We start from the raw sequence: 20761 nt of genomic DNA, 5'->3' as shown, positions 1-20761 counted from the left end.
GAAGACTCATGAGTAGATCACGAAAGAGTGCAAGACCTTTGACGGTCGCAGTGCTTTTAATTTCTGGCGTGCTTGCGGCAGTTCACATTTTTGCAACGCTTGTTTTCACCGGTCCGTCCACCCCAATCAAAACTTCTCTCGAGCCGCAATTAAGTAACTACTTTTTGGGGCCGCTGGACCAAGGATGGAGTCTTTTTGCTCCGGGTCCCTATTCGCAAGATGAATACTTGTTGGTGCAAGCTTGCCTATCTACAGCAGACGTGTGCGCCAAAGGTTCGAAGGGCGGTGCCAAGTTCTCGGAGTGGCGCAATGTAACTGAGGAAGAGATGCTTCATCTGTCGGGGAACATCTTTGCCAACCGAGGATCAAAACAGTCGAAGGTCATTCATGGACGTTTATGGCCAACGATTAATGATCTTAGCGATGAGCATGCCAATGAGATCGCTAAGCCGTTCGTTCTCGGGAACCCCGTCTTCGGCTACGACCTGGATTCGAAAGAGGCAGCGGAGTCTATCCCGGCGTCTGAACTGCAAGACATGCGAAGCTATAAGCGAATGGAAGACGTGGCCGTAGGTTTTGCCACTTTGTATGCCAAAGAACAGTGGGGATCTGCGAGTATGGTCCAACTGAAGTTGCGCCGTGACGCCGTGACTCCGTTTGCCCAGCGGCACAAACCAGAAAAGGAACTGAGCAGCTCGGAGCGCTTGATTGGATGGCGAGACGTCAAGGCATTCGGTGAGGACACGGTGGCATCATGGAGCTAAAGAACGAACTACAAACGGCTCCGTCAGTGCGTCGATGGCTCAAGAATCTCAGAGGCCTTCCCCAACAGTACGCGTCCAGTCTCTACGATTGGTTCACCGTAGAGCGGCACGCTGTATATGGGCTAGCCGTTATGCGCATGGCTTCAGGTTTGCTGATTTTAGGCTGGCTAGTGTTCAATGCGCCAGTTGCGGACAAGATTTGGGGACCAGGCTCCGCCTATCTCGAGCCGTACAGGAGTGTACTCGGATACAAGTGGCCACTGAATGTTCTCGAAGGTACGGGGACGGCTTTCTTCGTATTCTGGTATGTAGTTGCTATCTTGCTGGCAATACTGTTCACCGTGGGCTGGAAAACCCGATTCGTCACACCGCTGCTTTTCGTTTTCTATACAGCCATTAATGCTCAGAACACGCCTGTGTCGGACGGTGGCAACTATTTCATTAGAATCATGTTGATCTATTTGATCTTTGCCGACCTTTCCCGCGTCTGGTCGATTGATGCGTGGCGGCGCAACCGTAAGGGGCATGTGCGTCGGCAATTCGAGATCGTTACCGTATTGCATAACGTGGCACTTTGTCTTGTGGTCGCTCAACTGTGCCTCGTCTACTTCGAGGCGGGTATGTACAAGGTGCAGGGTTCGCTTTGGCAGGCCGGCACCGCGATGTACTACCCCATTTCTTCCGAGTACTATGGGGTATTTCCGTGGCTTAGCGAGCTGATTAGCTACAATTCCTGGGTTGTTGTGCTGATCACCTACGTGACAGTCATAGCGCAGATCGCTTTCCCGTTTATGTTGTTCCACCGCGTCACGCGCCGCATCGCTCTGATTACTATTTTGGGGATGCATCTAGGCATTGCCATCGTCATGGGGTTGCCCTTCTTCTCCGGCATCATGGCCTCAGCTGATGCGGTGCTTGTATCTGGGGCCACGTGGCTCGTGATTCAACGTTGGTTGAAAGGCTGTTGGGACGCTCTCGTCGCTAAGTTTGGTAAGCGCGGAAATCCGTCACCGCCCAATCGCCCGCGTACGAGCGAGGAAACAGTGACCCTCATAAACCACTAGCCACCCGCATACGACTACGAAAAGGTCGGGCTGCTCTTCGTTGGAAGAGCAGCCCGACCTTTTCGTAGTTTCAACGTGCCGTTAGTCGGCTACGTAGTACAGGCGCTTGTTCACGAACTCGTCCATGCCCAGCGGGCCGAGCTCACGGCCGAAGCCCGAACGCTTGACGCCACCAAACGGCATTTCAGCGCCCTCAGCTGCGACGGTGTTGACGTTGGCCATGCCGACGTTCAGCCCGGCCGCGACCTTTCCGGCACGATCCACGTCGGTGGAGTGCACCGAGCCACCCAAACCGTAGATGGTGTCGTTGGCCAGTGCGAGAGCTTCTTCATCGCTCGAGACCTTGTAGACCACGGCAACCGGCCCGAACAGTTCTTCGTAGTACGCGCGCATTTCCTTAGTTACGCCGGAGAGTACTGCCGGTGCGTAGTAGGCCGACGGACCGTCGTGCAGGACACCGCCGGCGTGCAAGGTAGCACCCTTCGAAACTGCGTCCTGTACCTGCGCGTGCAGGTCTTCGGCTGCGCGGCGCGAAGACATCGGGGCGAAGGTGCCTTCTTGTTCTTCCAGCGGGTTGCCCGGTACGAGACCCTCGGCCTTCTTCGTCAGTTCAGCGACGAACTCGTCGAAGATATTGTCCATGACGATCATGCGCTTGTTGGAGTTGCAAGCCTGACCGGTGTTGTCGATGCGGAAACCCCACGCGGTCTGCGCGATCTCGGCAACATTGTCCGAGTCCAAGACAACGAACGGATCCGAACCGCCAAGCTCCAGCACGGCCTTCTTGAGATTGCGACCAGCCTGCTCGCCGATGATGGCGCCGGCACGCTCGGAACCGGTAAGGGACACACCCTGAATGCGAGGATCGGCGATGATCGTCGAAATCTGATCGTGAGTAGCGAAGACATTGTTGTAGACACCGGCCGGCACGCCAGCTTCGTCCATGATGGACTGGATGGCCAGAGCCGAGCGAGGGCAGGACTCGGCGTGCTTGAGCACGATGGTGTTGCCCAGCATCAGGTTCGGCGCGGCGAAACGTGCCACCTGGTACAGCGGGAAGTTCCACGGCATGATGCCCAGCAGCGGGCCAACCGGCAGGTGCTGCACAAAGGCCTTGCCGCCTGAGAAGGACTTGATCTCGCGGTCGGCTGCGAGTTCCGGTCCTTCGGTGGCGAAGTAGGCGAAGATGTCCTTGCAGTATTCGGCTTCGCCGATGGCTTCAGACAGCGGCTTGCCCATTTCGATGGTCATGATCTCGCCGAGCTCTTGGGCGCGCTCGGCGAACAATTCGGCGACGCGGTTCACGATCTTTGCACGTTCGTTGATGTCGACCTCGCGCCATGCTTCGAACGAGCTCTGGGCTCCGGCCAGCGCTTCTTCGATCTGGGCGTCGGTGGCCGTGGCAAACTCTTCGACGACCTCGCCGGTGGCCGGATTCAGAACCTTATAGGTTGGGGCGCTCATCAATGCTCCTATTTGAGTCTGTAATTAACGTATCCGTGGGCTTTATCCGTAGATAGTAGCCGACGAAACCATAAAATGAATGTGAATCACTTCACGGAATGCCTTGTATGAGCATACCGTCACTTTGCTCCCTAAGCTAACCAGTATTCTGACTCGCTGCCTTGGAAGCTATTTCCTGCAAAAACCGGCGTCCGGAGCCCCATACAACGTTGTTTGTGAGTCCCGAAACCGGCCGTGGTTGATGAAGTCTAAGGTGCTCACCATGCAACTTCATCAAGGGGCAAGTCTTTAGCCAATCGCTGAGGCTTTCCACCAGTCGATCCCGGCATCACCTTGCGCAATCTCAGCGATCTGCGCAAGTTCTTCCGAGCTAAATTCCAGGTTTTGTAGTGCACCGAGGTTCTCATCGAGCTGAGCCGTGGAGGAGGCACCGATGAGTACCGAGGTAGCGGCACCGTCACGCAACAGCCAGGCGATGGACATTTGAGCCAACGACTGCCCACGGGACTGGGCAACCTCGTTCAACCGGCGGACCTTGGTCAAGTTCTCCTCGGTCAGATGAGCCTCGAGCGAGCGACGTCCGCCCTGACGCTGAACCTCGGTGGTGTTTAGGTACTTGTCGGTGAGCAAGCCTTGGGCCAACGGGGTGAAAGCGATGGCGCCCATCTGCTCGTCACGCAGAGTGTCGAGCAGGCCGTGCTCAACCCAAGGGTTGAGGATGTTGTACGACGGCTGATGAATCACCAGTGGGGTGCCCAAATCACGCGCGATCTGCGCCGCTTGGGCGGTGCGCTCCGCGGAGTACGAAGAAATACCGGCGTAGAGCGCCTTACCTTGACGCACCAAGGTGTCCAGTGCGCCGATGGTTTCTTCCAGCGGAGTCTTCGGATCGAAGCGGTGCGAGTAGAAGATATCCACGTAGTTCACGCCGAGTTTCTGCAAGGAGGCCTCGGCCGAGGAAATCAGGTACTTGCGCGAGCCAAAGCTACCGAACGGGCCCGGCCACATGTCGTAACCGGCCTTTGAGGAGATCACGAGCTCGTTTCGGTAGCCCTTGAAGTCCTTGCGCATCATGCGCCCAAAGTTCTCTTCTGCCGAGCCGGCCGGCGGACCGTAGTTATTGGCCAAGTCGAAATGGTTGATACCGCTGTCGAAAGCGTGACGTAGTACTTCGCGCTGTGCATCGAACGGACGGTTGTCCCCAAAGTTCCACCACAGGCCCAGCGACAGCGGAGGTAGTAACAGTCCGGAGTTTCCTACGCGGCGATAGCCAAAGTGCTCATAGCGGTCGGCTGCCGCCGTATATGGTCGATGCAGTTCGGGAAGAGAATTGACGCGCTCGTAGTCCACGAATGGCCTTTCTGCGATTGCTTCTAACGTGCTACATCCAGCCTATGTCAGCCGAGTAAGGATCGGCGTCGACATGCCTAGTCTCGATCATCACCGGTCAATTTTTGGCTTAGGTATACCGGAATCATCGAGAACACAATCAGCACAGCTGCGATCACATTGACCACCGGTGCTTGATTCGGGCGGGACATGTTGTTGAAGATCCAGATAGGCAGGGTTTCGGTGCCCGGGGCGGTGGTAAAGGTTGTCACCACAATCTCGTCGAAACTCAGCGCAAAGGCTAAAAGTCCGCCCGCGATCAGCGCGGAGCGAATTGCGGGAAAGGTCACCTGAGAGAACGTCGTAAACAGGTTGGCACCCATATCCATGGCGGCTTCCTCCAGGCCGCGGTTTACCCGGCCGAGACGGGCTTGAACATTGTTGAACACCATCACCACACAGAAGGTGGCATGACCAACGATCACCGAGAGCATGCCAAGTCCGATCCCCAGGGGTTCAAAGACATGCTTGAAGGTATTCGAAAAGGCCACGCCTGTGACAATGCCCGGTAAGGCGATGGGCAACACGACCAGCAGGTTAACCGTGTGCTTGCCGAAGAATTCATAGCGGGCCAGCGCGAAGGAGATCATCGTGCCGAGCACTAGGGCGATGACGGTGGCGATTGATGCGACCTTGATCGAGGTCCATAACGCCTCGCGCACGCCCTCGTTATGCCAGGCTGCGACCCACCATTTGGTGGTCCAGTCCTGAATCGGGAAAGCGCCCGAGGTCGTGGCGTTGAAGGAGTTGGTGATTACCAAGAGCAATGGCAGGTAGATTCCGGCCATTGCCACGATGGCGAAGGCGCCCAGCGAGAATTTGGCGGTGCGTGAAAGCTGCATAATGTGCTCCTGAAAATTTAAAGGGCGTCCAGAGCCCCGGATTTGCGGGCCAAGAACAGATACGCAACCACCACCAGAATCGGCACGAGACCAAAGGCAGCGGCCAGTGGCGGATTCAGGTTGATGTTCTGCGCGATGACCGTGCCGATCATTTGGGTCTTGCCGCCCACGAACTGCGCCGCGATATAGTCACCGAGCGACAACGAGAACGTAAAAATCGATCCAGCGATCAGTGCCGGTTTCAACAGGGGAAGCGCCACGGTTCGGATCGTGCCCCAAGATTTCGCGCCAAGGTCGGCAGAGGCATTGAAAAGATTGTCCGGAATCTGCCGGAATGCCGTGTACACCGGTACTGCCATATAGGGGAACCAGAGATAGGCGAGGGTGATGACCACGGCCGGCTGCCCATAGCCCATTCCGTCCACGCCCAACGGGGCCAGTAACCAGTCCAACGGCCCGCCCTGTGAAAAGGTGATGCGCCAGGAAAATACCTTGACCAGGTACCCGGCCCACAGTGGCAGGGTGATTCCGATGGCGAGTATGGCACGCAGCTTCGGGCCAGCGACCTTCGCCATGAACAACCCCAGCGGCAGCGCGAGCGCGGCGCAGAGTATCGTGACCGCCAACGCGATGCCAATGGTGCGCACGGCGGTGTTGCGATACGCCTCTTGGAGAACCAGCTCTTGAAAATTCTCCAGCGTAAATCCGGGGATGACCTTGGATGTGAAAGGGTCTGTGTGCCAGAACGCGGTGGCGAATAGCAGGAGCAGTGAACCGATATACAGTACGCCGAGCCACGCCATGGGCAGGCTCAAGAGGCTTGCTAGGCGGACCTTCGGATGCAGATATAGGTAGCGCGAAATACGGTTGGTTGCCGTATTCGATCGAGTCGGATCCGGTGGGGCTGCCGTGGGTGCTGGGCGTTGGTCGATGGTAGTCATGGGTCTAAGTCGCGGAGCGATCCGCTGCCTCCTTCGCGATGGCTCGAGGGCTGTGGCGCGGGCGGAACGCCGCCCACGCCACAGCCGTTGACGGTGCGTCAGCCCTTGACCTCGGTCCAGGCCTTGGTCCACTGCTGGTAGTTGGTGCACTTCACGTCAGTGCGGCCGTCGATGCACTGCTCAACCGGGGTAGTCCACATCCACACCTGCTTGTAGTACTCCTCGTCTGTGGCGTGGAACGTCTCGCAGTGTGCTTCGTTTTCTTTAGTCCCTTCGCAGGCTTCCTTGTTTGCCGGAGCCATGCCGAAGTTTTGCGCGATCTGCGCGTTGACTTCAGCCGACGAAGCCCAGTCGATCCACTTGTAGGCACAGTTCTGGTTCTTGGTTTTCGACGAGATCATCCAGGTATCGGACCAGCCGGTGGCACCTTCCTTGGGTAGCACCGAAGCAACTTTGCCGCCATCCGCCGTGGCCAGATTGACCACTACCTGCCAGCCGGTGCCAAGCGAGGCGGTGCCGGTCGAGATCGACGATACGGCCTTGAGCGCATCGTTCCAGTATTCGCCGGCAATTTCATTCTGTTGCTTCAACAGCTCGACCGCGGCGGCCAGCTGAGATTCATCGAGCGCGTAGGGATTGGTGATGCCAAGCTCTGGCCGCGTGCTCATCAGGTATAACGCCGCGTCGGCAATGAAAATCGGGGAATCGTACGCCATGATCTTCCCCTTGAAGGGACTGTCGGACTCCCATGTGTCGGCCCAAGAATCTGGCGCCTGCTTCACGCTCTCGGTGTTATACATCAGCACGTTGGCGCCACGGCCGATTGGGACACCGTAGGTCTTGCCGTTGAGGTTGTCGTAGAGCTGGCCCTTGAGTCCCTCGACCAAGTTGCCAAAGTTGGGGATCAGGTCCGTGTTCAGGGGTTGCACATCGCCGCCTGCGATCAGCCGTAGCGACGCATCGCCGGATGCTGAGACCACGTCGTACTCACCGGTGCGCATCAGTTGCACCATCTCGTCGCTGGTGGCGCCCACTTTGCGGTTGACCTGACATTTGGTCTGTTGCTCAAAGTCGGTGACCCAATCCGCGTCGGGGTTGGTCGAACCGTCCTCGACGAATCCGGCCCAAGCAACGATGTTGACCTGGCCTTCGGAGTCTCCGACGCTTTCGGCCACGGGGAAATCGGGAACCTCGATACCCGAGGACTGGGCGCCGGCATCGCCGCCGGAGCTTCCACAGCCCGCGAGAACCAGGGCGAGGCTGGCGCCCGCGGCAGCCAGGGAGAGTCGTTTCGTGCGTTTCATGATGGAGACCTTTCGGATTGAGTGCTGATGATTAGATGGCGACGGCATGGCGCCGGTCGAACTCGAGGACTACCTCGGCGCCGCGCTGCGGTGGCTGCGTGGATGCACCGTTGAGTTCTTGGAAGATGATGTCTGCGCCGCTGGGGGTGGAAGCGACGAAACGGGTGCAGGAACCGGTGTAGACCACTTCGCGAATGGTTGCGGTCAAAGTTGCCTGCTGGTCGTGTGCCGCGCGTGCGGAGGGGGCCACGCGCACATGCTCGGGTCGTAGCGAGAAGGGACCTGGGGCGCCAAGCAGTTGGCGGGCCAGGTCGCCTTCGATGAGGTTGGTGTGTCCCAAGAAGGAGGCCACAAAACGGGTTGCCGGACGTTCGTAGAGGTCGGCGGGGGAGCCTACCTGGTCGATGCGACCGTCGTTGAATACCGCGACGCGGTCGGAGAGCGAAAGGGCCTCTTCCTGATCGTGGGTGACGAAGACGAAGGTGATGCCGACCTCTCGTTGAATCTGTTTGAGTTCAATCTGCATTTGCTCACGCAGTTGCTTATCCAGCGCCCCGAGCGGTTCGTCGAGCAGGAGCACCTGCGGCTTGAGGATCAGCGCGCGGGCTAAGGCCACTCGTTGGCGTTGACCACCAGATAACTGGGAGGGCAGGCGCCGGGCTACCTGGGGGAGCCGAATCATTTCCAGCGCCTCGTTGACCATCTGCTGGCGCTGTGCCCGGGGGACCTTGCGTAGTTTCAGCCCGTATTCCACATTCTGCGCCACGTTCAGGTGCGGGAAGAGCGCGTAGTCCTGAAAGACGGTGTTGACCTTGCGTTCGAAGGGGGCCTTGTCGGTCACCATTTCGCCGTCAAGCTCGATACTGCCGGCGGTGGGGCGTTCAAAGCCTGCGATCATGCGTAGCACCGTGGTCTTCCCGGAGCCGGAGGGGCCCAGGAGGGAGAAGAATTCTCCGCTGGCGATGTCGAGGTCTAAGTTCCGTACGGCGGTGAAGGTGCCGAAAGATTTTTCGATACCGCGCAACGAGATGGCGGGTCGCGCCTGTAGCGACTGCTCGGGCGGTTCTAGGGTTTGGCTGCGTGTGCCGGTCATGGTGCTGCACGTCCTCTCGCCGAAGTGTGATCTAGCCAACAACTTTGTTTTCGCTTAACATATGAAAACAGATGTTAGAGGTTATAGCTAGAGTCGGGCCGAAAAAAATTGCTCGAGTGGGCTGGTCTAAAGCGGCAATATGTCGGGAAAGGAGGCAAGATGAAAGTTATGGCACGAAACCCTGCGGCCCATCAACGCCAACTCAGTAGCGTCTTTGCCCCTCTGAACGACGCCACCCGCGCCGAACAAGTGATGGAGCGCATTCTTTCCGGTATCAGCATGGGCGTGCTTACCGACGGTGACCGGCTACCCAGCGAAGCCGAAATGGCGGCCAGCATGGGAGCGTCCACCATGACCTGTCGTGACGCGCTCTCGCAGTTACGCGGCATGGGGCTAGTGGCCACGCGCAGGGGGCGCGAAGGGGGCACCTTCCTGACCTTGCCGGTGGGTGGACGCCGCCAGCTGTTACGAGAAAAACTCGCCGCACTCTCCCGCGTGCAACTACGAGACCTCGGCATCCACTATGCCGCGATCCTTGCAGCCGCCGCCGAACTGGCCGCCGAGGGGGCCGACGACGAGGAAATCGACATTCTGCAACGCCTGCTCGACGAAGAGAGCACTTCGACCCAACTTCCCGGGGCCAAGGTGGCCAACTTCCTGCTCGAAGTGGCGGCGCTCAGCCAGTCGGCGGCACTGACCCGTGAGTACGTCAGGCTGCATAGCGGTTTCGGAGCGTTGATGTCCCTGGCCCACGAGGACGCCGCCTTCGATGACGAGGGGCTGCGTCGCTGTGCCGAACTACTGGCCGCGTTGCGCGCTGCGGATGCCGAGGCCGCGCGGGCCGCAGTGATGCGCTATGTGCGCGCCGCGGTGGCCTGGCTGGTCGACTACCATGCCTCGGGAAGTTCATCATCGCACTCGCTATCCACGAAGGGCCTTCCATGAATCAGAGCACCGCGTCGGCGCCCGGCTCGAATGAGCAACGCGCCGTCGAATCATATTTTGGCGAACTCCTTGAGCACCTCGAAACGCTCCGTGGCCGTCTCGAGGGGCACTTGCCTGCGCTGGGCGAACATCCTGAGTCGGAGCCCCTCGATGAGCTGGTGCAGGAGAGTATTCAACAACTACGCCAGCGTATTCGACTGCCCCTCAGCGGTGCCGGATTCGTGGCCGTCGAAGATTATCTAGCGGACGCCCGCTGGCATATGGCGTGGTGGCAAGGGCCCGAGTTGGCCCGACGCCTGCTTGTGGCCATGGAAACCGCGGGCGATATTTACACCCGCCGTGAATGGTTCTCGATTCCCATCACCGAGCACCGGGTGCACATCGCCGGACCCTACGTTGACTTCCTATGTACCGATGACTTCACATTGACCTTCACCGCGCCGGTGGAAATCGCTGGGCAGGTCGTGGGCGTGGTCGGCTTTGACTTGCTCGTGGCCGACTTTGAAGAGCCGATGTCACGGGTGCTTGCGCAGATCAACCCGCGGGCGACGGTCATCAACGCGCATGGCAAGGTGCTGGCCTCGGCCAGCGCCCAACTAGCCTGTGGCGCCCGGTTGGTGCGCGGCTGGGAGGGCGAAAACCTGCACGGGCATCAGCTGCCGAATCCCGATGGCACGCAGCAGCGGGTGGATATCAACGTGCTGACCGGGCTACCGCTCGCGCTGGTGACCCCCGCCGCCGGGCATTGAAAAACCGGTCTCGCAGGGCCAAGGAGGTAACGCCTGCGGGACCGGTTTTCTAGATCACTCGCACCTTGAGAAGGTAGTTCCACTCTAAGAGTCGAGTCTGATGATTAGCTGGAAGCTACGTGCATGATATCCGTGCTTTTAGTAGTTAGCCGGAGGGTCAGAGGCGGGGAAGGATTCTTCCTCCCACTCATCGACCTTCTCATCGTCATGCTGATGTTGCTTGGCTTCGGCGATCTCTTCTTCGGTGGCTTCGCCATGTTCGGGTTGTTCGCTCATGACCGCTCCCTTCCATAGATGCAGTGAGCCCGGCAGGCCCGTAGTTTCAGTCTGCCCGGGTCCTCGAGCTTTGTCGAGCACTCGCGGATTTCGGCATCCGTGACCCCACGCGAAATAATCGTTCCATGCCCCAGATCGTCAATCCCCACGATGGCACCGAAATCTTCTTCGACGACGACGAAGCCACAGGCGAGCCCATTCTGTACCTCCATGGTTCGGCCCTGTCGCGTTCCATCTGGCGCGGTCTGGGCTACACCAAAACACTTGGGGCGGGGCACCGCAATATTCGCCTAGACCTGCGTGGCCACGGCCGTTCGGGAAAATTGCACAGCGTCGACGACTACACCATGGCCAAGGTCGGATCCGATATCCGCGCGGTGCTCGATCACCTACAGCTCGAGCGGGTACATCTCATGGGGTACTCCTTCGGTGCGCGGGCCGGTCTACATTTGGCCAGCGTGCACCCCGAGCGCCTACTCAGCCTGATCATGCTCGGCGGCACCTATCGCATCGAAGAAGGGGAGATCGACCAGCTGTTCTTCCCCGGGTACCTGCAGGTGCTGCGCGATGGTGATATCGAAGGTTTCGTGCGGGGGCAAGTACGCAACGGGCGGCTCGACCCGGCCACACGGTTGGCCTTCATGCACAACGACCCGCTGGCGCTCGCCGCCTACTATGAAGCGGCCGAGGGATTGCAGAATCTGGACGAGGCCGACCTCGCGCGCATCCAGGTCCCGACCTTGCTCATGGTCGGCACCCGCGACATGCCGCGCTTCGAGCACAACAAAACCATGGCCCGCATCATGCCGCAGGCCCGACTGGTCGCGCTGCCCGGACGTACCCATGGGTCGACGCTCTTTCCCATTGAGCCGGTGGTCGAGGCCGTCACGAATTTCTGGAGCTCGAGGGCATGAGCGAAGACTTCGATCTCGAACCGATCGCCGCCGCGCTGGCTTTTGGTGGCAGCCGCGAAGAGCTTGCCGACTACCTGAGCCAGCGGCCGGGGGCACCGGTAATTGTGCAGGCCCCACCGGGCTCGGGCAAGACCACCATCGTGCCGCCGGTGACCGCCAATGCGGTGGGTGCGGGCAAAGTGATCGTGACCCAGCCGCGCCGGGTGGCCGCCCGAGCCGCGGCCCGGCGGCTCAGCTCGCTGATCGGTGAGCCGCTCGGCCAGCGTGTGGGGTACGCGGTGCGCGGGGAACGGAAAGTCTCGGGCGAGACGCGCATCGAGTTTGTCACCGCGGGACTGCTCTTGCGCCGACTGCTCGCAGACCCGGAAATGAGCGGGGTATCGGCCGTGGTGCTCGATGAGGTGCATGAGCGCTCGATCGACACGGATCTGCTGCTGGCCATGCTTGTCCAGGTGGCCGAACTGCGCGGCGACCTCACCCTCGTGGTGATGAGCGCGACGCTCGAGGCGGGTGATCTTCGGCGACTGCTCCAAGCGGCCGGTCCGGTGCGTGAGGTGCACGGGCATACGGCCCAGCACCCGGTCCAAGAACGCTTCGAGAGCTTCAGTGGTGCCAGAACCAATGACTATGGGTTGCGCACCGACTACCTAGAGCACGTAGCGAAGGTCGCGGTGCAGGAAACACGGGCCAATAATGCGCAGGACGATGTCTATGACACCCTCGTATTTGTGCCCGGGGTGCGCGAAGCCGAAACCGTCGCCGGTCGCATCGGCACCTTGGGCGGTCAGGCGCTGGTGCTCCACGGCCAAATTCCGCCCCGCGCCCAAGATGAGATTCTCAGTGTGCCCGCGGTTGGCACGCCGCCGCGGATCATCGTGGCCACGTCTATCGCCGAATCGTCGCTGACCGTTCCGCGCGTGAACCTAGTAATCGACGCAGGTTATGCCCGCGAACCGCGCCGCGACACGGTGCGTGGGGTGAGCGGGCTAATGACCGTCGTGGCCAGCCGGGCGGCGGCTACGCAACGCGCCGGGCGTGCCGGACGTCTGGTGCCCGGCACCGTGGTGCGTACCCTCGATGAACGCTCCTTCGCCGCCGCCGACCCGGCGACCACCGCCGAGATCCGCACCGCGGACCTCGTGCAGGCCGGGCTCTATCTGGCCGCGTGGGGGACCCCGCGCGGCGAGGGTCTTGAACTGTGGCAACAGCCCCCGGCCGAGGCCATGCGCGGCGACGAGCAGGTGCTGCGTTCCCTGGGAGCCGTAGACGCAGAAGGCAAGATCACCGCCGCCGGTCGGCGAATGCTGCAGATTCCGGCCGATCCACGCACGGCGCGGGCCTTGCTCGACGGGGCAGCACACTGCAGCGCGGACCGGATCGCGCGGGCCACCGCCGTGCTGACCGGAGGGTACCGGGCCGAGGGCGCGGACGCGTTGGCGCTCGCGCAGGCCCTCGAGCGTGGAGAACATCGCGAGAAGAAAAGCTACGCCGCCGACGTACGCCGTTTCGAAGCCTTGCTCAACGCGTCCCATGGCCCGGCATCTTCCCCGGGGTCGGCCGAATCCACCCACGCTGGCTCGCTGAACGAGGCGCTGGCAACGGTGATGATTCTGGCGTACCCGCAGTGGGTCGCCCGCCGGATGGCACCGGGGGAGTACCTCTTGGCCTCTGGCACCCGGGCCCAGCTTCCGCCCGGCAGCCCGCTGCAGCAACACGAGTACCTCGCCATCGGCGAAGTCCAGCGCAGCGGGCCGCGCACCCTGATCCGGCTCGCCGCGGCCACCGACCTCGAACAGGTGCTGCACCTCGAACCACAACTGCACACCCGCGCCGAAACGGCCACCTTCCGCGCCGGAAAGCTCAGCGCCCGGCGCATCGAGCGTTTTGGGGCCATCGAACTGGCCAGCCACCCGGTGCCGGTGACCAAGGAGCTGGCCGTACCGGCGGTGCAGGCGGCGTTGGCGGAGCAGCGGCTCGGACTCTTCGGGGAGCAGCCGCAGTTTGAGGCCTTGCGTCGTCGGCTGGCCGTGGCTCACCGCCTATTGGGTGAGCCTTTCCGGCCGATGGACGAGTCGTCGTTGATCGCGGCCGCAGACCAGTGGCTCGGCGGTGTGCTTGAGGCGGTGGCCGGTGGCACCCCGGCGGGCAACGTCGATCTGCGCGAGGCCCTGCGCGCGCTGATTCCTTGGGAACACGCCCACGATTTCGACGAGTTGGTGCCCACCGAGCTGCAGGTGCCCTCCGGCTCGCGCATTCAAATTAGCTACCCGCCGGTCGACGAGCAGGGGCCGGCGGTGGTGGCGGTCAAGCTGCAGGAATGCTTTTCGATGACCGAGCCGGTTCGGCTCGTCCGCGGGCAGCTACCGGTGCAGTTCCACCTGTTATCACCGGCCGGGCGTCCCCTGGCGGTGACCGAGGACGTGCCGAGCTTTTTCTCCGGTCCGTACCGTCAGGTGCGCGCCGAAATGCGTGGACGCTATCCCAAGCATCCGTGGCCCGAGGACCCCATGAGTCACGAACCGACCAAACTCACCAACCGCCGGCTGCGCTCCTAGGCACCCGCCTCGGGTACCAGCGGCAGACCAGAGCCCGGTTCACCGCTCGGGGTGGGGGAGTAATCGGCCAGGAAGTCTCCGTCCTCGGGGCCTTCCAGCGGTAGTTCGGAGACGGTGGGATCGGCCGCGGCGGCCGGCGCCCCGAAAATGGCCATGGACTGTGCCTCCGCGGCGGTCTGCGGGCCGGGTGCCGCCGGCGGGGTCGGCTCGCCCAGGGCCGCGGCCATGGAGGCGCCGGTGAGATAGCCGTCGTACATCGGCAGGTGGATCGGCACATCGTTGGCATAGAACTGCTTGAAGGGGCTGGACACACCCGCGGTGCCGTAGTTGCGCACCGTGCGCGTCTGCCCCAGATCCACCATGCAGGTCAGGATTCCAGGTTCGGCCCCGGGCAGTTCGGCCCGTCGTACCCCTTCCGGGTCGACGATCAGCGACCGGCCGCGGCCCACCGGGGACGCGGTATTAACCGAGGCCACCCAGAGCTGGTTCATCACCGCATTGCCGGTCACGATGGCCTGTTCTTGGCTGCGCTCCGAGGTTCCGGTCTGCACCATGTTGATGACCATATCGGCCCCGAGCCAGGCTAGCTGTCGGGTGTGTTCCGGGAACCAGATGTCGTAGCAGATCGAGAGGCCGATGGTGCCGTGCCCGGGGATCTCGAACACCTCAAATTCGGTGCCCGGGACGGAGGTTTCCAGAGGCCGCCACGGGAAGATCTTTCGGTAGCTGCTGACCCGGGTACCATCGGGTGCATACACCAGCGCGGTGTTATAGACGGTCCCGTTGGCCCCGCGCTCGTAGATGCTGCCGGGGATCAGCCAGATCCCTAGTTCGGCGGCCACCTGGCCCAGCTGCCCGAGTTCCGGATCCGTCAGGGCGCGTGCGGCCTGATGCGGTGCCTGCTCGACGCGCGGGCCCAGGTGGAGTTCGGGGAAGACCCACAGGCGCATATGCGGCTTCAGCGGCACCTGCGCGCGGAGGAAGGCCAGAAGATCGCCGAGCACGGGATTTGGCGGGTATTGCACCAGGGCTACGCCCAACGGTTCGGTCATCGTCAAACTCCTCGTCTGCTGGCTTGCGCGTCCTAGTCAACACCCTAGAGCCCGCCATAGGTAGCGTCTGCGGGATATGACGCGATCGTGACAAACTTTGTCGCCGGCACCGTGACGCGGATGTGGGCAGGGACGTTTTCGTCAATCGGCCAATTATGCGATACGGTATACCAGTGGGTTGTGGTGATCTTGGGCACCGCGAGAACCCCAGCGAAGAATTCTTGGTTTTCGACGTTCGCGCCGGGAGCCAAGGGTCCGATCCGCCTGCGAATCCCCCAATGTCGCAGACGAATCGGGGATGGCCACGAGTCCCCCAAGATCGTGGACATCCGGCGGGTGCGCAATCCCCCAAGTGGCGCACCTGCTGGCGATGGGCCCGTGCCGTAAGGCGCGGGCCCATCGTCGTAATTAGTGCTTAGGCGAAGGCCGAAATTCCGGTGATCGAGCGCCCAATCAGCAACGCCTGCACGGTTTCGGTGCCCTCATAGGTGTGAATCGCCTCGAGGTCGGCGAAGTGCCGCGCCACGCGATTATTGGTCAGGATGCCGTTGCCGCCGAGCAGGTCGCGGGCATTGGCCGCGATGGTGCGTGCGGTGCGCGTCGCGGTGAACTTCGCCAGCGAGGCCTGCGCCCCGGTCAGGTCTCCCGCGGCCTCGAGCTGACCGCACTGCATCACCAGCAGCTGGATGGTGGCCAGCTCGGACTGCATGCGGGCCAGACGCTCCTGGATGATCTGGCTGGCGGCGAGCGGTCGACCAAACTGGGTGCGGGCCTTGGCGTACAGCACCGCCGACTCATAGCAGGCGGTGGCATGTCCGACGGCGGCCCACGCCACCCCGAGCCGGGTGGCGAATAAGACCTTGGAGGTGTCCTTGAAGCTACGTGCCCCGGGCATCACCTGGCTGTCCGGCACGAAGACGTTCTCGAGGCGAATGTGCGCCTGCCAAATCGCGCGCAGCGAAAGCTTATTGCCGATGGTGGTGGCTTGGTAGCCGGGGGAGTCCTGCTCCACCAGGAAACCGCGGACCTGCCCCTCGTCGTCGCGTGCCCAGACGACGGTCAGCCCGCCGACCGAGCCGTTGCCGATCCACTTCTTCTCGCCGTTGAGCACATAGCCGTCGGCGACGCGGTGCGCGCGGGTCTCGAGGCTGACCGAGTCCGAACCGTGCGTGGGTTCGGTCAGCGCGAAGGCGCCGGGCAGGGTGCCGGCGCTCATCGGTTCGGCGTAGCGCGCGATCTGCTCCTCGCTGCCGCACATCAGCACCGATCGCAGGGCCAACCCGGCCTGCACGCCGAGGATGGTGGCGACCGAGCCGTCGCCGCGGGCCATTTCCATGTTGACCAGCCCTGCGGCCAGCATGCTCATCTCGGGGTGCTCCCCGAAGTTCAGTCCATCGCGCAGCAGCCCGGCGCTGCCCATGGAGCGCACCAGTTCCAACGGGTATTCGGCGCGTTCCCACAGGTCGTGCGCCACCGGCTTGACCTCGGAGACAACAAAATCGCGGGCGCGCTGACGCCACTGGCTGTCGGCCTCGGAAAGGTTGGCGAAGATGCGCGTCGGGTCGATATCGACCTCGTCGGCCCAAAGGTCATACTCGGGTTCCACGACGCCGGTCGGGAAGTCGAATTCGGTGGTGGTGGACATGGGCAACGCTCCTGAGTTCGGATCATCTGGTTTCCTACTCAAGAGTAATGGAACTTAGTTTCAAGTCAAGAAACTAAGTATCAATCCTGTGATTGCCGCAGCGCCTCGCTGACCGCCGCCAATACTTCCTGCTCATCCGCGCCGGGATCGAGCACCGAAACCACCACATTCACCGAGCGGCCCCGCGCCGCGCCGGCCTCGTCCGGCTCGAGCAGATCCGCGAAACGGTCCAGAAAGAGCCGCACGTCCCTAGCCAGCCGGTCGCGGTTGGTGGCCTGAGCATCGCGCAACCACAGTCGCAGGTGATCGTTGTGGATGGCCACCAGCCCGGCGCTGAGCCCCAAGCACAGCGAACGGTTCGCCGGGGTCTCGCACAACCCCCGGGCTTTGAGAAAATCGTTAAAGGCCCGCTCATAGCTGTGCGTGGAAACCAGCTCGCGCTCTCGCAGCGCGGCCACCGAGGAGAGCAGTTTATGGCGCAGCCGCGCGGCCTCCGGGTTGGCGGTGTACTGATCGAACACCACATGGGCCGCATCCAACAGCGCCTGGGTGACCGACACCGACGAGGCCGCCAGCGTGGTCTGCACATGCGTGATGATCATTTCCTGGTCCGCGAAGACCATATTTTCCTTCGACCCGAAGCGGCGGAAAAAGGTGGAGCGGGAAATGCCGGCCGCGGCAGCCAATTCGTCGACGCTGGTGGCGTCGAAACCCTGGTTAATCAGCAGGTCGAGGGCGGCCGGCGGTACGGCAGATGAAGCGATCATGATCTACGAATCTAGCACGCGAGCCGCACTGCACCCCGGAGCTCGCATTATTGGTAGTCGCCACGGAAAAAATACGACGCCACTCTTGAGCCGGGCAACCGCTCAACGTAAGTTGGTGAATGAGACTGCGGCAGTTTAGGTAGTCCACTTCAAGAATCACGATAAACCGGGAGTAGACATGGGTTTCTTCGACAACGCAAAGCAGAAACTGAGCGAAGCAGTCGATAACGTCAAGGAGTTCGCCTCCGACGCCACCGAGAATGTTAAAGAATTCGCGGCCGATGCGACCGAGAACGTCAAGGAGTTCGCCTCGGACGCCACGGAGAACGTGAAGGAATTTGCCGCCGACGCGCAGGATAAGATCGGCGACGTCGTCGACGATCTCAAGGGCGGCGACGAGGCTGGCGAGACTCCCGTCGAGGAAACCGAAGATCAAGCCTAGGCCACCGGCGCGGTCGCGGTTCGCCGAGCCGACTCGAGCGAACCGCGGCCAACACCGAACTAGTCTTTCGCGGCCACGCTCTGTTCACGGGCTGGGGTCAAGAAACCCACCACCAGTACCGCGGCCAAGGCCACCCCGGCCGGCAAGAGCAAGGCTTGACCCAAGCCCAAGCTCATGGCCTCCGCGACGCTACGTTCGCTACCGGTGGCACTGTGCTCGATCTGAGCGGCCACGCGCGACTCCATCAGCACTGCAATCAGCGCCGACCCGAGCACCGAGCCGATCTGCCGGGTGGTGTTATAGATCCCCGAGCCTGCCCCGGCATCCTGGGCGGTGAGGTCCCGCGTTGCCGCCAGCGAGAGCGAGGGCCAAATCATGGCGGCACCCACACCCTGCACAAACGGTGGGATCAACAGCGCCCACAACGGCGTCTCGGCGTGCATCAGCAGGGCGTAAACCAGCATCGAGCCGCCATAGAGCGCAAATCCGGGCAGCGCCAACGAGCGCGAGGAATAACGGTTCACCGCCGCACCCATTAATGGGGCGATCGCCGCAGAGACCAGCGCCATCGGCGAAATCATCAGAGCCGACTGCGTGGGGGTCAGTTCGCGCACCTGCTGCAGATAAAACAGCATCGGCAAGGTCATCGTGGCCACCGTCAGGCCCATGGCCACGATGGCTACATTGGCCAAGGAAAAGTTCCGGACCGCAAAGAGGCGAAGCGGCACCAACGGTTCCTTGCGGGTATGCGACTGCCACCAAATAAAGACGGCCAGCAACACGATCCCCAGCCCGATCAGATGCCAGGAGCCCAGCGGCCCAATGAAGGGCTGCCAGTTCGTCGAATCGCCCTCCTGGATTCCGAACACCAGGCAGAACATGGCCAGCGCGCTGAGCAGCACGCCCACCAGATCGAAGGTGTGGGCATGGGCCTGCAGGCGCGGGACGAACTTCAGCACCATCGCGAAGCTCAGGATGCCCAGCGGAACATTAATAAAGAAGATCCACTGCCAGCCGATGGAATCGACCAGCAACCCACCGAGGATTGGACCGGTGAGCGAGGCAATGCCGGCCACCGCGCCCCACAGGCCCATCGCGGCCCCGCGATGCTGGTAGGGGAAGATACGGGTGATCAAGGTCATCGATTGCGGGGAGATCAGCGCCGCACCCAACCCTTGAACCGCGCGGGCGATGACCAACGAGGCCAGCGAACCGGCGAGGCCGCACCACAGCGAGGCGAGCGTAAAAATGACGAGCCCGAGCAGGTAGATCTTATGCGGACCGACCCGGTCGCCGAGTCGCCCGGTGACCAGCAACGGCACCGCAAAGGTGAGCAGATAGGCGCTATTGACCCACAGGATGCCGGTGATATCGGTCTGCAGGGCCTGCATCATCGCCGGCATAGCGGTCGACACGATCGTGGTATCGAGCAGAATCATAAAGAAGCCGATGACCAGTGCCCACAGGGCCCGCCACGCGGCTCGCTTATTAAAATCTTGATGTTGCGTTGACGGTGAACTCACCGTCACAGCCTAGTCGAAATCCACCCGACCGCTGATCCGCGTGGTGACATCGCCGGACACCCAGACGCCCTGCTCGTCGGCCTCCACATGCAAGATCGCCGCTCGTCCCACCTGCGTTCCCTGCCGCACCGTGTAGCGCTGCGGGGCGTGTCCGGCCTCGGTTAGCCAGAGCCCGAAGCCGGCATTGAGCGACCCGGTGGCCGGGTCCTCCTGAATGGCCTCCCCGGGAACGAAGGCACGCGCCTCGAAATCCGCCGGGGGTTGCAGCACGACGGAGCCAAAGCGTTCCTCCGAGCGCGTGCGATCCGAGGCATCCAGCGGGCGCAGTTCCTCCCGCGTCCCGGTGAGCCGGGGGAGCACCGAATCATGCGGCTGCCAATTGCCCTGCGAGACACTGGCGGCGGTATACGGTCCAATCACGCCGACCTCCAGACCCTGCAGGGCCTGGAAATCCGGTTCAATGCCCAGTACCAGGTCGGCGTCGCGCAGTAACAGTCCGGCGTGATGCGGCCCGTTGACCAGCCACTGATGATCGAGCACATCCTCGGCGGTGAGCCCGAGGCCGGAGATGGCCCACTGCAACACATCCGGTTCCAGCGGGCCACTGCGCCGAAGCGGCGGGGCCTTGAAGGCCAGCCGACGCGGATACTCGGCGGTGGCGTCGCGCTCGACGCGTACCGGCACCAGCCCGGCCCCGCACTCCTGGGTCAGCATTCCGGCACCGGCCAGTTCGGGGTGTTCCTCCAAAAAGGCGTGAGCGGCCCCCAAGGTGGGGTGCCCGGCAAAGGGCAACTCGGTGCTCGGGGTGAAAATTCGTATCGCGTAGTCCGCTTCCGCACTACTGGGCGTGCGGAAAAACACGGTTTCGGACAGGTTCATCCACTGCGCAAAGTGTTGCATCTGCGCGGTGCTCAAGTCGTCGGCAGAATAGACCAAGGCCAAACCATTGCCATTGAAGGCCGACGGCGCGAACACGTCGACCTGGGCGTAGTCAAAAGAGCGGCTCATAAACAGCATCGTGGCATATCAAGC

At 61.9% G+C, this 20761-nt stretch carries 19 protein-coding genes; 7 read left to right on the top strand and 12 right to left on the bottom strand.

Annotation, left to right across the window (positions count from 1 at the left end):
- Positions 1 to 8: 8 nt before the first annotated feature.
- Both ACJD00_RS13135 and ACJD00_RS13130 read left to right on the top strand, forming a co-directional pair.
- The gene (locus tag ACJD00_RS13135; RefSeq protein ID WP_418907378.1) at positions 9 to 764 is read left to right on the top strand and encodes a DUF5819 family protein; all 756 of its coding nucleotides are present in this window, start codon (positions 9 to 11) and stop codon (positions 762 to 764) included.
- Entirely contained in the window at positions 755 to 1828 is a 1074-nt protein-coding gene (locus tag ACJD00_RS13130) for an HTTM domain-containing protein (RefSeq protein WP_418907377.1), read from the top strand. Before ACJD00_RS13135 ends, ACJD00_RS13130 begins: the two co-directional genes overlap by 10 nt.
- An 81-nt stretch (positions 1829 to 1909) precedes the next feature.
- On the opposite strand, the gene ACJD00_RS13125 is transcribed toward ACJD00_RS13130, so the two are convergent.
- From ACJD00_RS13125 to ACJD00_RS13100, 6 genes are all read right to left on the bottom strand, one after another.
- A complete protein-coding gene (locus ACJD00_RS13125; protein ID WP_309405656.1) occupies positions 1910 to 3292 on the bottom strand; it encodes an NAD-dependent succinate-semialdehyde dehydrogenase in 1383 nt (460 codons plus the stop codon).
- Between the two features lie 288 nt (positions 3293 to 3580).
- Positions 3581 to 4642: an L-glyceraldehyde 3-phosphate reductase gene (gene mgrA, locus ACJD00_RS13120; RefSeq protein WP_418907376.1), complete on the bottom strand. Its 1062-nt coding sequence runs from the start codon at positions 4640 to 4642 to the stop codon at positions 3581 to 3583.
- 77 nt (positions 4643 to 4719) lie between these two features.
- Complete coding sequence (locus ACJD00_RS13115) at positions 4720 to 5523, bottom strand: ABC transporter permease (RefSeq protein ID WP_309405660.1); 804 nt, start codon at positions 5521 to 5523, stop codon at positions 4720 to 4722.
- 17 nt (positions 5524 to 5540) lie between these two features.
- Positions 5541 to 6464 (bottom strand): ABC transporter permease, encoded by a 924-nt coding sequence (locus ACJD00_RS13110; RefSeq protein ID WP_418907375.1) that lies wholly within the window; start codon positions 6462 to 6464, stop codon positions 5541 to 5543.
- A gap of 98 nt (positions 6465 to 6562) precedes the next feature.
- Complete coding sequence (locus ACJD00_RS13105; RefSeq protein WP_418907374.1) at positions 6563 to 7768, bottom strand: extracellular solute-binding protein; 1206 nt, start codon at positions 7766 to 7768, stop codon at positions 6563 to 6565.
- A 31-nt stretch (positions 7769 to 7799) separates the two neighbouring features.
- Entirely contained in the window at positions 7800 to 8861 is a 1062-nt protein-coding gene (locus ACJD00_RS13100; protein WP_418907373.1) for an ABC transporter ATP-binding protein, read from the bottom strand.
- 168 nt (positions 8862 to 9029) lie between these two features.
- Between ACJD00_RS13100 and ACJD00_RS13095 the strand changes: the two genes are divergently transcribed.
- Together ACJD00_RS13095 and ACJD00_RS13090 are read left to right on the top strand one after the other, a co-directional pair.
- Positions 9030 to 9806, top strand: a complete 777-nt coding sequence (locus ACJD00_RS13095) for a GntR family transcriptional regulator (protein ID WP_418907372.1) — start codon at positions 9030 to 9032, stop codon at positions 9804 to 9806.
- Entirely contained in the window at positions 9803 to 10555 is a 753-nt protein-coding gene (locus tag ACJD00_RS13090) for a cache domain-containing protein (protein ID WP_418907371.1), read from the top strand. The genes ACJD00_RS13095 and ACJD00_RS13090 overlap by 4 nt, the downstream gene beginning before the upstream one ends.
- Before the next feature lie 138 nt (positions 10556 to 10693).
- Here ACJD00_RS13090 and ACJD00_RS13085 read toward each other — a convergent pair whose 3' ends face one another.
- Positions 10694 to 10831: a hypothetical protein gene (locus ACJD00_RS13085; protein ID WP_418907370.1), complete on the bottom strand. Its 138-nt coding sequence runs from the start codon at positions 10829 to 10831 to the stop codon at positions 10694 to 10696.
- Positions 10832 to 10956: 125 nt separating this feature from the next.
- Between ACJD00_RS13085 and ACJD00_RS13080 the strand changes: the two genes are divergently transcribed.
- Entirely contained in the window at positions 10957 to 11745 is a 789-nt protein-coding gene (locus tag ACJD00_RS13080; RefSeq protein ID WP_418907369.1) for an alpha/beta fold hydrolase, read from the top strand.
- Complete coding sequence (hrpB, locus tag ACJD00_RS13075; protein ID WP_418907368.1) at positions 11742 to 14300, top strand: ATP-dependent helicase HrpB; 2559 nt, start codon at positions 11742 to 11744, stop codon at positions 14298 to 14300. The genes ACJD00_RS13080 and hrpB overlap by 4 nt, the downstream gene beginning before the upstream one ends.
- Here hrpB and ACJD00_RS13070 read toward each other — a convergent pair.
- The 3 genes from ACJD00_RS13070 to ACJD00_RS13060 form a co-directional block, all read right to left on the bottom strand.
- The gene (locus tag ACJD00_RS13070; RefSeq protein WP_418907367.1) at positions 14297 to 15352 is read right to left on the bottom strand and encodes a carbon-nitrogen hydrolase family protein; all 1056 of its coding nucleotides are present in this window, start codon (positions 15350 to 15352) and stop codon (positions 14297 to 14299) included. The genes hrpB and ACJD00_RS13070 overlap by 4 nt on opposite strands.
- A gap of 415 nt (positions 15353 to 15767) precedes the next feature.
- Positions 15768 to 16997 (bottom strand): acyl-CoA dehydrogenase family protein, encoded by a 1230-nt coding sequence (locus ACJD00_RS13065; protein WP_418907366.1) that lies wholly within the window; start codon positions 16995 to 16997, stop codon positions 15768 to 15770.
- Between the two features lie 80 nt (positions 16998 to 17077).
- Positions 17078 to 17764 carry a TetR family transcriptional regulator gene (locus tag ACJD00_RS13060; RefSeq protein ID WP_418907365.1) on the bottom strand — a complete coding sequence of 229 codons (687 nt, stop codon included), beginning with the start codon at positions 17762 to 17764 and terminating at the stop codon, positions 17078 to 17080.
- A gap of 178 nt (positions 17765 to 17942) precedes the next feature.
- Between ACJD00_RS13060 and ACJD00_RS13055 the strand changes: the two genes are divergently transcribed.
- Positions 17943 to 18206, top strand: coding sequence for a hypothetical protein (locus tag ACJD00_RS13055; protein ID WP_418907364.1), 264 nt, complete (start codon positions 17943 to 17945; stop codon positions 18204 to 18206).
- Between the two features lie 59 nt (positions 18207 to 18265).
- On the opposite strand, the gene ACJD00_RS13050 is transcribed toward ACJD00_RS13055, so the two are convergent.
- Together ACJD00_RS13050 and ACJD00_RS13045 are read right to left on the bottom strand one after the other, a co-directional pair.
- Positions 18266 to 19729: a DHA2 family efflux MFS transporter permease subunit gene (locus ACJD00_RS13050; RefSeq protein WP_418907363.1), complete on the bottom strand. Its 1464-nt coding sequence runs from the start codon at positions 19727 to 19729 to the stop codon at positions 18266 to 18268.
- Between the two features lie 9 nt (positions 19730 to 19738).
- Positions 19739 to 20746, bottom strand: coding sequence for a PhzF family phenazine biosynthesis protein (locus ACJD00_RS13045; RefSeq protein WP_418907362.1), 1008 nt, complete (start codon positions 20744 to 20746; stop codon positions 19739 to 19741).
- Positions 20747 to 20761 lie beyond the last annotated feature (15 nt).

It is taken from the genome of Glutamicibacter endophyticus, from assembly GCF_048457885.1.
In the GTDB taxonomy this organism is placed as follows: Bacteria; Actinomycetota; Actinomycetes; order Actinomycetales; family Micrococcaceae; genus Glutamicibacter; species Glutamicibacter endophyticus.
The sequence above is the reverse complement of the archived record's forward strand: the minus strand, read 5'-3'. Positions and strand labels throughout refer to the sequence as shown.

Bases quoted from the DNA above. Each gene is read 5' to 3' on its own strand.
- ACJD00_RS13135 (WP_418907378.1), top strand. From the start codon at position 9: ATGAGTAGATCACGAAAGAGTGCAAGACCTTTGACGGTCGCAGTGCTT.
- ACJD00_RS13130 (WP_418907377.1), top strand. From the start codon at position 755: ATGGAGCTAAAGAACGAACTACAAACGGCTCCGTCAGTGCGTCGATGG.
- ACJD00_RS13125 (WP_309405656.1), bottom strand. From the start codon at position 3,292: ATGAGCGCCCCAACCTATAAGGTTCTGAATCCGGCCACCGGCGAGGTC.
- ACJD00_RS13115 (WP_309405660.1), bottom strand. From the start codon at position 5,523: ATGCAGCTTTCACGCACCGCCAAATTCTCGCTGGGCGCCTTCGCCATC.
- ACJD00_RS13110 (WP_418907375.1), bottom strand. From the start codon at position 6,464: ATGACTACCATCGACCAACGCCCAGCACCCACGGCAGCCCCACCGGAT.
- ACJD00_RS13105 (WP_418907374.1), bottom strand. From the start codon at position 7,768: ATGAAACGCACGAAACGACTCTCCCTGGCTGCCGCGGGCGCCAGCCTC.
- ACJD00_RS13100 (WP_418907373.1), bottom strand. From the start codon at position 8,861: ATGACCGGCACACGCAGCCAAACCCTAGAACCGCCCGAGCAGTCGCTA.
- ACJD00_RS13095 (WP_418907372.1), top strand. From the start codon at position 9,030: ATGGCACGAAACCCTGCGGCCCATCAACGCCAACTCAGTAGCGTCTTT.
- ACJD00_RS13090 (WP_418907371.1), top strand. From the start codon at position 9,803: ATGAATCAGAGCACCGCGTCGGCGCCCGGCTCGAATGAGCAACGCGCC.
- ACJD00_RS13085 (WP_418907370.1), bottom strand. From the start codon at position 10,831: ATGAGCGAACAACCCGAACATGGCGAAGCCACCGAAGAAGAGATCGCC.
- ACJD00_RS13080 (WP_418907369.1), top strand. From the start codon at position 10,957: ATGCCCCAGATCGTCAATCCCCACGATGGCACCGAAATCTTCTTCGAC.
- hrpB (WP_418907368.1), top strand. From the start codon at position 11,742: ATGAGCGAAGACTTCGATCTCGAACCGATCGCCGCCGCGCTGGCTTTT.
- ACJD00_RS13070 (WP_418907367.1), bottom strand. From the start codon at position 15,352: ATGACCGAACCGTTGGGCGTAGCCCTGGTGCAATACCCGCCAAATCCC.
- ACJD00_RS13065 (WP_418907366.1), bottom strand. From the start codon at position 16,997: ATGTCCACCACCACCGAATTCGACTTCCCGACCGGCGTCGTGGAACCC.
- ACJD00_RS13060 (WP_418907365.1), bottom strand. From the start codon at position 17,764: ATGATCGCTTCATCTGCCGTACCGCCGGCCGCCCTCGACCTGCTGATT.
- ACJD00_RS13055 (WP_418907364.1), top strand. From the start codon at position 17,943: ATGGGTTTCTTCGACAACGCAAAGCAGAAACTGAGCGAAGCAGTCGAT.
- ACJD00_RS13045 (WP_418907362.1), bottom strand. From the start codon at position 20,746: ATGCTGTTTATGAGCCGCTCTTTTGACTACGCCCAGGTCGACGTGTTC.